The sequence below is a fragment of the Pseudomonas sp. MF08875 genome (genome assembly GCF_059862525.1).
On sequence record NZ_JCBCUW010000024.1, the window covers coordinates 22,784 to 37,906 of the forward strand.

8 protein-coding genes are annotated in these 15,123 nt (G+C 63.5%); 4 read left to right on the plus strand and 4 right to left on the minus strand.

The features are described from left to right. The first annotated feature begins 88 nt into the window (after nt 1-88). The 3 genes from AC19YT_RS15555 to AC19YT_RS15565 are packed head-to-tail and all read left to right on the plus strand — an operon-like array spanning nt 89 to nt 5,576. Nucleotides 89-1,339 carry an exonuclease SbcCD subunit D C-terminal domain-containing protein gene (locus AC19YT_RS15555; protein WP_500610562.1) on the plus strand — a complete coding sequence of 417 codons (1,251 nt, stop codon included), beginning with the start codon at nt 89-91 and terminating at the stop codon, nt 1,337-1,339. Beyond that, entirely contained in the window at nt 1,336-4,977 is a 3,642-nt protein-coding gene (locus AC19YT_RS15560; protein ID WP_500610563.1) for an AAA family ATPase, read from the plus strand. Before AC19YT_RS15555 ends, AC19YT_RS15560 begins: the two co-directional genes overlap by 4 nt. Continuing rightward, complete coding sequence (locus AC19YT_RS15565) at nt 4,974-5,576, plus strand: glutathione S-transferase (RefSeq protein WP_500610564.1); 603 nt, start codon at nt 4,974-4,976, stop codon at nt 5,574-5,576. The genes AC19YT_RS15560 and AC19YT_RS15565 overlap by 4 nt, the downstream gene beginning before the upstream one ends. 15 nt (nt 5,577-5,591) lie before the next feature. Here the strand turns inward: AC19YT_RS15565 and AC19YT_RS15570 are convergent, their stop codons facing one another. Then, on the minus strand, nt 5,592-5,765 hold the full coding sequence (locus AC19YT_RS15570; RefSeq protein WP_176465129.1) for a hypothetical protein: 174 nt from the start codon (nt 5,763-5,765) through the stop codon (nt 5,592-5,594). 176 nt (nt 5,766-5,941) lie between these two features. Continuing rightward, a complete protein-coding gene (locus tag AC19YT_RS15575; RefSeq protein WP_500610565.1) occupies nt 5,942-6,244 on the minus strand; it encodes a DUF5629 family protein in 303 nt (100 codons plus the stop codon). Between the two features lie 172 nt (nt 6,245-6,416). Between AC19YT_RS15575 and AC19YT_RS15580 the strand changes: the two genes are divergently transcribed. Further along, the gene (locus tag AC19YT_RS15580; protein WP_500610566.1) at nt 6,417-11,231 is read left to right on the plus strand and encodes a hypothetical protein; all 4,815 of its coding nucleotides are present in this window, start codon (nt 6,417-6,419) and stop codon (nt 11,229-11,231) included. A 60-nt stretch (nt 11,232-11,291) separates the two neighbouring features. On the opposite strand, the gene AC19YT_RS15585 is transcribed toward AC19YT_RS15580, so the two are convergent. Both AC19YT_RS15585 and AC19YT_RS15590 read right to left on the minus strand, forming a co-directional pair. Beyond that, nucleotides 11,292-13,667, minus strand: coding sequence for an efflux RND transporter permease subunit (locus tag AC19YT_RS15585; protein WP_095109771.1), 2,376 nt, complete (start codon nt 13,665-13,667; stop codon nt 11,292-11,294). A gap of 35 nt (nt 13,668-13,702) precedes the next feature. Next, entirely contained in the window at nt 13,703-14,755 is a 1,053-nt protein-coding gene (locus tag AC19YT_RS15590) for a WD40/YVTN/BNR-like repeat-containing protein (protein ID WP_095109772.1), read from the minus strand. Nucleotides 14,756-15,123: the final 368 nt, after the last annotated feature.

Genomic DNA, 15,123 nt, shown 5'->3' on the forward strand with positions numbered 1-15,123 from the left:
GCTCACCCGCGCTGGGGGCGCAGCGCCCCTGGGCGGGCGAGCGCGTTTGCTACAACAACAACCCTCGCTGAATTTCACGGAGTCTGCCTTGCGTCTGTTTCACACTTCCGACTGGCACCTTGGGCAAAGCCTGCACGGCCAGGATCGCGATTTCGAGCACAGCTGCTTCCTCGCATGGCTGTTGCGCCAACTGGCGGCAGAACAGCCCGATGCGCTGCTGATCGCCGGCGATATCTTCGACACCGTCAACCCGCCGGTCACCGCCCAGGAGCGGCTCTACGACTTCATCGTCAGTGCCCATGAGCAACAGCCGACGCTGACCATCGTGATGATCGCCGGCAACCATGACTCTGGTTCACGCATCGAACTGCCCGCGCCGCTGATGCGCCGTTTGCGCACCCACGCCATTGGCCGCGTGCTGTGGCTCGACGATGGCCAGCTAGACGCCGAACGCCTGCTCATTGCGTTGCCACGGGCCGACGGCACCCTCGGCGCCTGGTGCCTGGCGCTGCCCTTCCTGCGCCCGGCCGAAGTCACCGGTACGCACCTGGGCGACGACTACCTGCGCGGTATCGGCCAGGTGCACGAAGGGCTGATCGCTGCCGCCAACGCTCGACGCGAGCCGGGCCAGGCCCTGATCGCCATCAGCCACGCCCACATGGCCGGCGGTTCGGTGTCCGAAGACTCCGAGCGCAGCCTGATTATCGGCAACGCCCAGGCCCTGCCCGCCAGCCTGTTCGGCCCCAGCATCAGCTATGTCGCCCTCGGCCACCTGCACAAGCCGCAGAAGGTCAACGGCGAAGCGCGCATCCGCTACTGCGGCTCACCCATCCCGCTGTCGTTCTCGGAAATCGGCTACCAGCACCAGATCCTCGACGTGCGCCTGCGCGGCGAAACCCTGGTCAGCGTCGAGCCACGGCTGATTCCCCGCGCCGTCAACCTGCAACGCCTGGGCCCGGCCCCCTTGGCCGACATCCTCGTGCAACTGGCCGACCTGCCCGACATCGACCTGCTGGCCGACACCCAGCGCCAACCCTGGCTGGAGGTGCGGGTGCGCCTCGACGAGCCGCAACCGGACCTGCGCCAACAGGTGGAAACCGCCCTGCAAGGCAAAGCCGTGCGCCTGGTGCGCATCGCCGCCGAATACGCCGGCACCGGCACCGGCAGCCGCGAGGGCGAGGCCGACGGCGCGCGCCTGATCGAGTTGGACCAACTCACGCCCCAGGAGCTGTTCAGCCGCGCCTGGCACGACAGCTATGGCAGTGCGGTCGATGAACAGACCCTGAGCGACTTTGCCCAACTGCTGCAAGACGTGCAGATGCAGAGCGAACAACCATGAAAATCCTTGCCATCCGCCTGAAAAACCTCGCCTCCCTGGCCGGCCCCATTGAGATCGACTTCACCGCCGAACCCCTGGCCAGTACCGGCCTGTTCGCCATTACCGGGCCCACCGGCGCCGGTAAAAGTACCTTGCTCGACGCCTTGTGCCTGGCCCTGTTCGGCAGCGTGCCACGGCTGAACAACACCGGCCGCGACGCCAAGGTGCCGGACGCCGACGGCGAAATCGCCACCAGCGACCCGCGCACCCTGCTGCGCCGGGGCACCGGCGAAGGCTACGCCGAGGTGGATTTCGTCGGCATCGACGGCCGCCGCTACCGCGCCCGCTGGGAAGCCAACCGCGCCCGGGACAAGGCCAGCGGCAAACTGCAAGCCAGCCGCCAGAGCCTGCGCGACATCGACCAGGATCGCTTGCTGGCCAGCCAGAAAGGCGAATACAAAACCCAGCTCGAAGCCGCCCTGGGTCTCAACTTCGAGCAGTTCACCCGCGCCGTGCTGCTGGCGCAGAGCGAGTTCAGCGCCTTCCTCAAGGCCGACGATAACGACCGCAGCGAACTGCTGGAAAAACTCACCGACACCGCCCTCTATACGCGCCTGGGCAAGCGCGCCTTCGACAAGGCCAAGGAGGCCCGCGAAACCCACAAACTGCTGCAGGATCAGGCCAGCGGCGTCACACCCCTGGCGCCCGAGGAGCGCGCGGCCCTGGATGTGCGCTTTAACGAAGCGCAGCAGCAGCTCAAGGCGCGCCAGGCCAGCCTCAAGCAGTTGGAAGCCCAACACGGCTGGCTCAAGGAACTGCGCCAGTGGCAAGCGCAGCAACACAGCGCCGCCGAGCAACTGCACCAGGCCCAGCAGCACTGGGACAGCCTTGCCGGGCAGCGCTTGCAGGTCGCGCGCTTGGAGCAACTGGCACCGCAACGCCATGAGTTCGCCCGCCAGGCCCACCTCGCCCAGCAGCTCACGCCCCTGGCGGCGTCTATCGAACAGCACCTGAGCCAACAAAGCGCCCTGCAAGCGCAACAGGCCCAACTCGAACGGGGCCAGGCGCAGGCACAACAGGCCCTGGCCGAGGCCGAACAAGGCCAACATCGCGCCGCGCCCCTGCTGCGCCAGGCCTTCGCCGAACAACTGACCCAGGCCCGCTTGGCCAAAGACTGCGCCCACAGCGCCGAGCTCAAGCAGCAAGCCGAACAGGCCTGCGCCGAAGGCCAAGCCACCCTCGACGCTTTGCGCGCACGGCAAACGGCCGTCGCTGCGCGCTTGGACAACATCGCCACGCAACTGGCCCAAAGCACGCCACTCGCGCCCCTGGCCGACGCCTGGAACGCTTACCGCGATCGCTTGCAGAACCTGGTGCTGGTGGGCAATCGCCTCAACCAAGGGCAAGCGGAGCTGCCGGAACTGGCCCGCAGCGCAGCCGTCGCCGCCGAGCAACTGACCCAGCAGCGCCAACAGCTGGAGCTGCTGTACCAAGAGGCCGGGGCCGAGCCTCAGGCCGTGGCCGAGCAGATCCAGTTGCTCGGCACCCTGTTGCAGGACAACCGCAAGCACCTGCGGGCTCTCGAAGAACTGACCCGTCTGTGGCGCCAACAGCAAGAGCTGGACAGCCGCAGCCTCGACCTGCAGCAGCGCCAACAACAAGCCCTGCAACACCGCGAACGCCTGACTGGTGAAGGTGTACAGGCCAAGCAGCAACTGAGCGTCGCCGAACAGGCCCTCAACGTCACCCGCGAACTGCTGGAGCGCCAACGCCTGGCCCGCAGCGCCAGTGTCGAAGAACTGCGCGAGCAATTGCAGGACGACCAACCCTGCCCCGTCTGCGGTAGCGCCGAGCATCCCTACCATCAACCCGAAGCCCTGCTCCAGAGCCTGGGCAAGCACGACGAAGGCGAGCTGACTCGCGCCCAACACGCCGTCGAACACCTCAAGGAAACCCTCATCGAGCTACGCGCCCAGGTCGGCGGCGTGATCGCCCAGCAAAAAGAGCTGCTGCAACAACAGGAGCAACTGGCCAACCAGCAGCAGGCCCTGGCGCCCCTGCTCGACGCCCACCCCCACGCGCCGGCGTTGCTTGCCCAGGAAGCCGCCGCCCGCGACGCCTGGCTGGCCCAACAAAGCAGCCAGTTGGAGCAGCGCATCAGCCAGGACGAACAGCGCCAAACCGCGCTGCAAGCCCTGCAACAGGACGCCACGCGCTTGCAGCAGCAACTGCGCGCCGCCGAAACAGCCGCCCAGCAGAGCGCGCAAGCCCTGGAAAAACAGCAACAAGCCCTGGACAGCGACCGCCAGCGCCAGGAGGAAGAGTGCGGGGTGTTCGCCAGCCTGTTGCCCGCCACCACCCTCGCCGCCCTGGGCGAAGCACCGGCCGCCACGTTCATGCAGTTGGACCAGCAGATCGCCCAGCGCCTGGAGCAATTGCAGCAGCAACGGGACGAGCGCGAGGAACAACAACAGCGCCAACAAACCCTGGAGCTGGAGCAAGAACGCCAGCAGGCCCGCCAGCTTCAGCAACAGGCCGCCGAACAACAGTTCAGCACCCTCGCCGCCCAGCAACTGGCCAGCCAGCAAGCGCTCACTGCGCTGCTGGGCGAGCAGCCCGGTGCCGAACAGTGGCAACACACCCTGCACGAACACGTCGAGCAGGCCCGCAGCGCCGAAGCCGCCGCCCGCCAGGCGCGCCAGGACAACAGCGATCGCCTGCTGCAACTGAGCGCCGAACTCAACGCCGCACAACAACGCCAGCAAGCGCTCCAGGGCGAGGCGGCAGAACTTGAGGTGCGCCTGGTGCAGTGGCGCGCGCGCCATCCGCAACTGGACGACGCCGGCCTGGTGCAATTGCTCGACATCGACGAAGTGCAGTTCAACCAGATGCGCCAAGGTCTGCAGCACAGTGAAAAAGCGCTCGAACAGGCCAAGGTGCTGTTGCACGAGCGCGACCAGCGTTTGCAGGAGCATCAGGCTCAGCACAATGACTACCTCGACGCCGAACCCCTGGCCCAGGCCTTGGCCGAGGTGCAAGGGCAACTGGCCGCCAGCGAAGAACACAGCGCCCAGTTGCGCGCCGAGCAGGCCGAAGACCAGCGCCGGCAAGCGGCCAACCAGGCCCTGGCGCAGCAGATCGCCCAGGCCTATGACGAGTATCAGCGCTGGGCGCGGCTCAATGCGTTGATCGGCTCGGCCACCGGCGATACCTTCCGCAAGATCGCCCAGGCCTACAACCTCGACCTGCTGGTGCACCACGCCAACGTACAACTGCGCCAACTGGTGCGCCGCTACCGCCTCAAGCGCGGCGGCAGCATGCTGGGGCTGTTGGTGATGGACACGGAAATGGGCGACGAACTGCGTTCGGTGCATTCGCTGTCGGGGGGCGAAACCTTTTTGGTGTCCCTGGCCCTGGCGCTCGGTTTAGCATCCATGGCCTCCAGTACCCTGAAGATCGAGTCGCTGTTTATCGACGAAGGCTTTGGCAGCCTTGACCCCGAATCCCTGCAACTGGCCATGGACGCCCTTGATGGCTTGCAGGCCCAGGGGCGCAAGGTGGCGGTGATTTCCCACGTGCAGGAAATGCACGAGCGTATCGCGGTGCAGATCCAGGTGCGCCGCCAGGGCAATGGCCTGAGCACCGTGGAGGTGAAATGAGTGAGGTGACGCTGTATTCCTTCCGCCGCTGCCCTTATGCCATGCGCGCGCGCATGGCTTTGCGCTACAGCGCGGTGGCGCTGCGTATCGTGGAAGTGAGCCTCAAGGCCAAGCCCGCCGAAATGCTCGCCCTGTCGAGCAAGGGCACGGTGCCGGTGCTGGACACGGGTGCGGGGGTAATCGACGAAAGCCTGGAAATCATGCTCTGGGCCCTGGCCCAGCACGACCCCGACGATTGGCGGCTACAGGGCAACCTGCCCGCGCAACAGGACAGCGCCGCGCTGATCGAGGCCAACGACCGGGTGTTCAAGGTGCACTTGAACCACTACAAGTACGCCGAGCGCTATCCCGCGCACTCCATGGCGTTTTATCGCAGCCAGGGCGAAGTGTTCCTCACCGACCTGGAGCAACGCCTGCAAGGGCGCGACGCGTTGGTGGCCGGGCACCTGAGCCTGGCCGACTTTGCCCTGGCGCCGTTCGTGCGCCAGTTCGCCCATGTCGACCGCGACTGGTTCGAGCAGGCACCGTACCCACGTGTACGCGGGTGGCTGGGGTCGATTCTGGCGGCGCCGTTGTTTGTCGCGATCATGGCCAGGTAAACCTGGCCACGTACCTCAGCGCGGGGTCTTGTGATCCAGGGCGGCGTAGAAGTTGGCGCTCTGTTGCAGGTATTTGTGGGTGTAGGTGGCGGATTTCTTGTCGCTGATTTCCACACTGGCACTGGCCGGCAGGACCACGCTGGCAGAGATGGCGGATGCGGCAATAACGGAGAAGAGATTGAAATTCATCGCGTAAACCTCGGGGTGTTGGTTGGCTTGCTTGCCCGTTGGGGCCGTGAAGCCAACTTACGCCCGGGGCAACGCCGCGATGAAATTCTTTGTAACACTACTTTCTATCACTGGGATTGATACTAAGACGCAGCCCCCATCAACCGCGGGCTGCGACCGAGTGACGCAGCCTCCCCTCAAACCCCCTCAGATTCGTTGTCGCCCTCATCGCCGTCGTCGCTGGGGCTGAATGCACTCATGCACACCAGCAAGTGCTCGCCAGAGTCGCTGCTGATGTTCCAGCGATTGAATACCGCGTCAAACCGGGCCTGGGCCACTTGTTGGGCATTAAAGCGCCAGCGCCGGGTGTCCCGGCCATCCATGCACTCGACCTGCAACAGGTCGTTGTCGAACGAAAATTCAAAACAGAACAACCCATCGATTTCCAGCATGTTGCTGTCTTTGAGGGCGCTGCTCAGGGTTTGGCTTGCATCAGTCATTGGAGGCGATCAGTCGTGGAAGAGGCGACATCATAGGCCAAAACCCTCCATCGGGCCCCAGCCAAGTGCGGTCCAAGGCAGTTTCTGTCGGTAGCCGGTTACCGCATGCGGTTATTTTTTGCGTTTTACCCTTGGGCCAGATTCCCCCCAATCACACGCAAAGGACTGCTTCATGCCCGACTCCGATACCTCATTGCCCTACCGCGCCACGGCGACCCTGGCCGATATCGTGCAAGCCCGCTTCGCCGACCGCCCAACCTTGCGATCGGTCGTCACCCAGATGCTGCGCACAGCCATCACGGAAAAATACTTTGACCTGGATATCGAACGCCTGCGGCTTGCCCGGCGCGGCCACCAGGACGCCCGGCTGCTGGTGGACATTGCCCTGGACTACCTGGGCACCTCGGCTGGCCTGGCTGTCTTCAGCGCCGAGGACGCCTACCTCGAACTGGACGCCGTGCCCCTTACCTACGCCACCGATGCCACCTACGAAGGCGAGAACAAGACGCTTGACCTGGAGGTCATCGCCCAACTGATCCGCGAGCTGCCGCTGACCCTGCATATCGTGTTCCAGGAGCGGCTTGCCGTTTACTGGAACCAGGAGGCCGAACCCGGCTTTAGCCGCTGGCAGTGGCTGGCCGACCTGTTGCAGGGTGCCTTGCGCACGGCGTCGGCGCGCACCGCCGGGCTGAACGCCGAGCAATTACACCTGCTGGCGGCGATCTGCGACTTTCCCGATCGCCGTGACCGCGCCAAACAGGCCCTGGTCGCCCATGCCTATACCCTCGAAACCCGGGTCACCCGCGCCGGCCTTAGCGTGGATATCCAGGCCCCGGACCTGTTGTTGGTAAACGGCCAGACAGCCTTGCTGTTCCGGGTATCCGGCACCTTGGAGCGCTACCCGAACCTGGACGCATTCGGCATCGCCTGGGGGCAACGCCTGGAGCAACAATTCCTGGCCGACACGCTGACCTGGTGCCGCTACGAGCCGGACGGCGATATCTTCGATATCCAGGCAGCGTTGATTCTCAATCAGCAACTTGAAGACCTTGCCACCCTCAAGCTGCCCACCCGGGGCGGGGTCGAGCGCCTGGAGCAACGCTTCGCCAACCTCACCAACCCTGCTGTGCACTTTCTGGGCAGCCCCAGCCCCGCACCGGCCACCCTGGAGCCACTGGCCCGCGCCCTACCTGGCTGGCTGCGCCAAGCCTCGGCCGAAGACAGCTTCGCCTACCGCCAGCGCCTGCTAGCGCAAGTAGGCCTGCACCAGGCGAACCAGGGCCGCTCGTACCTGGACGGTATCGAAGACATCCGCCGTTTCGCGGCCAAGCGTTTGCGCGAGCAGATGCGCCTCGACCAGCCCCAGGCTCCAGGCTACGATCCCGACCAATTGGAACTGACCTTCGCAGTACCGGTCGGCACCCTGGGCAGCGGCTATCTGGAGCCGGTGACCATGAGCCTGACCGACCTGGCCCTGAAAAACCTGACGGGTAAGCCCAAGGGCAGCATGACCATCCACCACACCGGCGACCAATTGATCCAGGACTGGACCACGCCCCAGTACCTGGAAGATCTGGTCGGCCGGATTGACATCGGCAAGCACTACCCGCAACTGATCGCCAGCCTGTTGATCGATGACAGCACGCAGGCTCGCGAACGCGAGGCATTGTTCCGCCAGCAACGGCCCGCCGAACTGGCGCAGTTGGCTCTGGAGCTGCAAATCAAAGGGCAGTTCGGCCTGACCCGGCGGGGCTGCCGCTATGTCGATGCGGTCATGCAGCCGACCACGGCCCGACGCATGATCGACGACAATGAAATCGTCATGCGCCCCTTGGCCCTGTTGCGCAGACCGGGGGCAATGGCAGACGTGGTCAGCCACATGTTCATCATCGAGCCGTTGAACCCGGATATTGGCCCGCATTTGCTCTATCGGCCTCTGTATGCCGAACAACTGCACGAGTACCCGAGCCGCGCCGCGCTGCTCCAAGCTATCGCCCAACCGGGAGCGTTGCAGGACAGCGTGCTGACCTGGCTGAGCAATGGCGCGCGGGCAGTCTATGACCACGGTGGTTTTATCGAGCCACACTATGTGCGCTTTGGTGTGGGCTCCGAGTTCGCCCCTCTGGAGCGCCCGAAACCCGCAACCCTGGCCGCACCCGACGACGACAGCGCGCTGGAGTGGCTGGCGGCGTTGCGCAGCGGGCAACTGCTGGCACAACTGTACGGCAGTGAGGCCCGGGCCCTGGTGGATCAGGCAGAACAGCAATCGGTCTCGACCGCCGAAAGCCGCTGGGCCGTATTTCTGGAAGGCTCGGGCCTGCTGTTCAACACCCTATTGATGGCCGTGCGCGGCCCACTGGCGGCTGTGGGTTGGCTGTGGCAACTGACCGCCAGCCTGCAGCAAGACATTCCGGCCCTGGCCGACAATGACCCGGCCACACGGGAGCCGGCCCTGATTGACCTGTTGCTCAACATCGCTCAGGTCCTGTTGCACGCCGGGTTGCCGAGCGAGCCTGCCCCCTCCCTGGCTGGCGACGCCATACGGGACACCCAACTGGCCCTCGAACGCGTGCGCCGCCCCACGCCCTACGACACGCCGGGCCACCGCGCGATCTTGCAACAAGGCACCGTCGGCATTCCCGCCGAGCCACCGGCGGGCGGGCGAACCTTGGTGGACTTCCCCCGTTCGGCTAGCCGCGACTCGGCACTGGCCCACTTGCTGGAGCAATTGCTCGGCTTCAATGTGCCTTGGCCCTCACCTCTGCCAGAACCTTACGAGTACCCACCGTTAAAAGGCTTGTATCGCATTGACGGCAAGTTCTATGTATCGGTCGCTGGCCTGCTATTCCGCGCCTCAGTGGTGCCAGGATTCAACGAGGTGTTCATCATCGATGAAAAGCGCCCCGACCACCGGGGCCTCAAGCTTAAAACCGATGGCCACGGGCGCTGGACACTGGACCGCGGGTTGACGCTCGAAGGCGGCGGCCCAGGGCCTCGTATCCAGGCGCTGCTGCTGCAACAGCGCCAGGAGGCCGAACGCCTGGCCACGCGCAAACTGCAGATACAGCAAGACCTCAACCCCTTGATCGACACCCAGAACGACGCCCTGATCCGGCTTAGGGCGACGCGCACGGAGCAAGAGGTCCAGCACCGCAAACTGCAACTGGTGTGGAGGCTGCTCAATAGCGCCGACGACGCCCAACTGCCCGGGTTGCAGGCGCGCCATACTCAGGAAATGGAAAACGCCCACGCCCTCAGGACCCAGGTCAAGATCCTGCTTGAGACCTACCAGCAGCGCCTCCAGGACACCATGGCACTGCGCCAGGAACTGATCGACGTGCTGCGCAAAATCGAAGATATCGACCGCAAGCCCGTCCATGCCGCCGAGCGATATCAGGCCTACACGACCATTTGGCGGCTGCAACTGGCGGCTAACCTGATGATTCGCGAACTGGGCAGAGACCTGATGTTCAGCAGCCGTGGCGAACCGCTTTATGAGCTGCGCAAACGGACGCCGGAATACCTGAACCAGGGCATTCCTGTGGCGTACTACGAGTTCATTGCCAACTACACGGAAAACCTGGCCATCACCGACCAGTTGATCGCCGCCACCGAAGACACGGAGCAGACCCTGGCCCAACTGGCCCTGGACTCGCCGGCCGGCGCCGCCACCCGCGATACCTTGCTCGCCAGCGTGACCCAACCGGAAGTGTTTTTCGCCATGAACCTCAAGCTCAACAGCCTGGAACTGCTGCGCGAGCTAAGCCTGGACCTGACCGCCGCGGAAGGCAATCCGATGGAGACCTATTACAGCAACCAGCTCCAGGCCTCCGAATTGCGCAAGGTGATTACCGCCCACATTGAGATGCGTTGCAGCAGTGGCTACAGCCTCCAGGAGCGCCGCAGCGTGTTCGAAACCATCCTGGTGCAATACAAGCAGTTCCATACCTCCAGCTCGGCACTGGCGGACCTTAATTCGGCTTACTTGCGCCAACCCTTCCAGGCCCGGTTCGTCGAACGCCTGCACGAAGCGCTGAACAGCGTAGAAAGCGAACTCGAAGCCCTGGCCCGCGAAGAAGAGCAACTGCAGGTCAACTTACCGGTGTCCGTGCCATTTCGCCCCAAAGCCGCGAGTAAGCGAGTGTTCAAGGTGCGCAACAAAGGCTCCCTCATCGGCGATGTCACCCCCCGCACGGCGGACCAACCCCTGCCACAGATCGACGTGGTCGACGTAATGACCCGCCAAGCGATATCCAGCTTCAGCGAGCACGAAGATGGTTGGGTGGAAGTCATCACCCAGGCGCCCCAACGAGTTGCCCCGGTGACACCGCCGCGCGCCCTACCCGCCCTGCGCGAGGCTGGGCAAAAACTCATGGCACAACGCGCCGGCATCGAAGGCACCATCAGGTTCCAGCAGAACAAACTAAAAGACCCGCAACGCCGACAGGGGATCAACCCCCTGGACTGGGACACTATGCTCAACACCCAGGCCGACCAGTTGGACCGCGTCGCCGATGAAATTCGCGCGACGCACCTGGACAACCCCCAGGCGCAGGCGCTGCTCGACGAGTTCCAAGGTGCCGCCCGAGACATGCGCCAGCAAGCTCGGCAGTTCTGCATTGACGGCTATAAACAGCAGTTACCGTCCCCGGAACATATCGACTACCTGTGGATCAACGGCGCCGTGGACATCAACCTGGTGCATCGGGCCAAGCCAACGGCAGCCGGTGATTTTCTTGCCGAATACGCGATCCGCGAAAAAGGCGCCCCGGCAGACAAGGTGCTGTGGTACGCGCACTTTCACTACGCCAGCGCCGACGCCGCCAAGGTTGACTACAGCCGCGCCCATCTGAAGCTGCCGCACCAACGCTTCCTGACGCAAAAGGATTTGCTACTGCGCCAGCAGCCGGGCCAGGAAAAAATAGCCGACGTGGTGTATGTGCGGATCTATCCGCCGCTGGATCGGAAGCTGTTCCTCAATCTCTGACCGGCGCCCAATAAAAAAGCCGCGACCTGAGGGTCGCGGCTTTTTCAGTTTTCAGCCCAGTCAGTGGGCGAACAGCGAGTTGCCCTTCTGCCCGGCCAGTTTCTCCGGTTTGATGAGGAACCGCGCCAGCGCTGGCAACAGCCACAGGGCGCCGAACATGTTCCACAGCAGCATGAAAGTCAGCATCAGTCCCATATCGGCCTGGAACTTGATGGCCGAGAAAATCCAGGTAGCCACGCCAATGGCCAGACACAGGCCGGTGAACAATACCGCCTTACCCGTGGACTTGAGCGTCTGGTAGTACGCCTCCTGCAACGGCAGGCCCGCTCGTAGGAAACTCTCCAGGCGACTGTAGATGTAGATGCCGTAGTCGACACCGATGCCCACACCCAGCGCTACCACCGGCAGGGTCGCCACTTTTACGCCAATCCCCATGAAGGCCATCAGGGCGTTGCCCAGCACCGAGGTCAGCACCAGCGGCAGAACGATGCACAGGGTTGCCGCCCAGGAGCGGAAGGTAATCATGCACATGGTCGCCACGCAGATGTACACCAGGATCAGGATGATGAACTCCGATTCCTTGATGACTTCGTTGGTGGCAGCCTCGATGCCGGCATTACCCGCGGCCAGGATGAATTCCAGGCCTTCCTTATTGTTTTCCTTGGCGAATTCCTGCACCGCATGGACGGCACGGTCCAGGGTCTCGGCCTTGTGGTCGTTGAGGAACACCAACACCGGCGCCAGGGAGCAGTTGTTGTTGTACAGGCCGTCGGCACGGGCAATGGAGTTATTCAGTACATCGGGGTTACGCGACAGGGTTTCCCATTTCAGGTTGCCCTCGTTCATGCCCTTAATCATCTGCTTGGACACGGTGACCATCGACACCGCCGACTGCACGCCCTCGGTGTTCTGCATCTTCCACATCAACTCGTCCACCGGGGCCATGGCCTCGTGGCGCGAGCACCCTTCGGGCGGCGTCTTGACCATCACCACCAGCACATCGGAGCTGGTGGAGTAGTTGTTGATGATGAAGCTGTTGTCCTTGTTGTAGCGCGAATCCGGGCGCAGTTCAGGGGCCCCCTGGTCGAGGTCGCCGATTTTCAGGTTCTGGCTGTACCAGAGGCCGCCACCAAAGGCCACCAGGGCCAGGGCGATGGACACCGGGGCGACTTTCGGGCTGGCGAAATTGGACAGCAGGCGCCAGAACGGGTGTTCGCGGGTCGCGTCCTTCTTGCTGCGCTCGATGGCACGCTTGCTGATGCCCACATAGGAAATGGCCACCGGCAACAGGATCAGGTTGGTGAACACGATCACCGCCACACCGATGGACGCGCCGATGGCCAGCTCACGGATCACGCCGATGTCGATAATCAGCAGGGTGATGAAACCCACCGCGTCAGCCAGGATGGCGATCATCCCCGGCAGGAACAATTGACGAAAGGTGCGCCGCGCCGCAGTCAGGGCGTTGTCGGCCTCGCTGGACTGCAAGGCGATACCGTTGATTTTCTGCACACCGTGGGAAATACCGATGGCGAAAATCAGGAACGGCACCAGCATCGAGTATGGGTCCAGCCCGAAGCCGAAGGCGTGCATCAGCCCCAGTTGCCAGACTACCGCCACCAGGGTGGTAATCAGTACCGCGATGGTGCTGCGGATACACCAGGTGAACCAGTACAGCAGCACCAGGGTGATGACGAAGGCCACGCCGAAGAACAGCACGACCATGATGAGCCCGTCGATCAGGTCGCCGACCTTCTTGGCGAAACCGACGATGTGGATCTTCACATTGGGGTTTTGCGCCTCGAACTTGTCGCGGATTTTCTCTTCCAGTTCATGGGAGAACTTCTGGTAGTCCAACGCCAGCAGCTTGCCCTGGTCCTGCGGGTCCGGGTAAGACTCCAGCAGCGGGATATCGATGATGCTCGACTTGAAATCGTTGGCCACCAGGCGCCCGACCTGGCCGGACTTGAGCACGTTGTTACGCAGCAGGTCGAGGCTGTCAGCCGAGCCGTTGTAGCTCTGCGGGATCACCTCGCCACCGGCGAAGCCTTCCTCGGTCACTTCGGTCCAGCGCACGCTGGGGCTCCACAGCGACTTGAGGCCGGAACGGTCGACGCCGGAAATGTAGAACACCTCGTCGTTGATCTGGCGCAGGGTCTCCATGTATTCCTGGGTGAAGATGTCGCCCTCTTTGGCTTCTACCGAGATCCGCACGGTGTTACCCAGGTTCGCCAGGTCGTTGCGGTGCTCCATCATCTTCTCGATGAAGGGATGCTTGAGGGGGATCATTTTTTCGAAACTGGTGGACGGCCGGATCAGCGTGGCCTGCCAGAACAGAAAGGCGCTGACCAGCAGGCAGATGAAGATCACTGCCGGGCGGTTGTTGAAAATCAGGCGTTCGAGAAACGTCGCCTTGTCGTTGTGATGACTGCTCATGGAGATTCCCGCCTTCTTATTATTTGCCCGGCTGCTTATTTGCCCAGATCGGCGCCCGAGGACGTCGCGACGTGTACGCCGCCCTGGCCCACCAGAATCAGGTTGCCATTGCCCGCCGCCGTGACCGCCGACAGCGAGATGCGGTCGGGGCGGTTGAACACGCTGAAGGTTGCGCCGTGGTCATCGCTGCGCGCCACGCTACCGCCGTGGCCGACAATCACCAGCGAACCGTTGTCGAGCAAGGTGGCGCCCGCCAGGCCGAACTCCAGGGCACCGCGGCCGGCCTTGAGCTGGACCAGCTCCCAAGTGGTGCCGAAATCCGTGGAGCGGAACAGGTTGCCGCGCAAGCCGTAGGCCAGCAAGGTACCTGGCTGCCCCGTCCCGATCACGCCGAACAGCGAACCCTGGTATGGGCCTTCGACCCGTTCCCAGGTTTGCCCGTCATCGGCGGAGCGGAACATGCTGCCCTGCTCGCCCACGATGAACAGGCCCGAATCCTTGACCTGCGCGATGGCATTGAGGTGGTACTGGTCTTCGTTGTCCAGGCGATCACTGACGTCTTCCCAGTGCTGGCCACCGTCGGTGGTTTCCAGCACAGCGCCATAGGCACCGACGGCAAAGCCATGGTGGGTGTCCTTGAACCAGACGTCGAGCAGGGGTGATTCACGCTTGACGTCTTCAAATTGCCGGGTCCAGGTGGCGCCGCCATCCTGAGTGGCAAGCACCTGTGCATCATGGCCGACGGCCCAGCCATTCTTGTCATCGACAAAGAACAGCGCCGTCAGCAACTGCCGGGTCGGCACCTTGGCCTGCACCCAGGTGGTGCCCTGGTCATCGGAATAAAGGATATGGCCACGGTCGCCGGTCGCCACCAGGCGTGGGCCGGCGTGGGCGACATCGACCACCAGGCTTTTCGCAGCCTTGGCCGACTCGATGGCATAGACAGTGTCGGCGGCAGGCGTTGCCGCCGCCAGGACGGGCGCTGACAGCGCAGCAGCACCCAACAGCGAGAGCGCTGTGGCCAGCAACGCGAATCTGCGTAATGCCGGCGGGCGGCAGGAAACCACACCCATGACAGGCTCACTCATAGACCTTTCCCCCATTATTATTGTTAGGTCATTCAACCTTTCAGGGCGCCGTCGAGGGCGTTTTGTCTGATGCTGAAAGCGGACCGATGTCCGCAAACCTGCAATCTAGAGCCCCTTCTGAAGCCGGCCTATCCTATCGGGCTTTAGAATCGTATGACAATCGCCGGGACGTTATGTTTTGTTAACCTTTCGGGTCGGCCCGGGTCATGAATGGCTTGGCATTGAGGGAAGTGATCGAAGATGCCCTGTAGCAAGCGGGCTTGCTCGCGCTGGGGTGCGTAGCGCCCCTAAAACGGTGGTGTGCCTGAAACCGTTTTTACGGCCGCCACGCGACCGAGCGCGGGCAAGCCCGCTTGCTGCAACAGCCC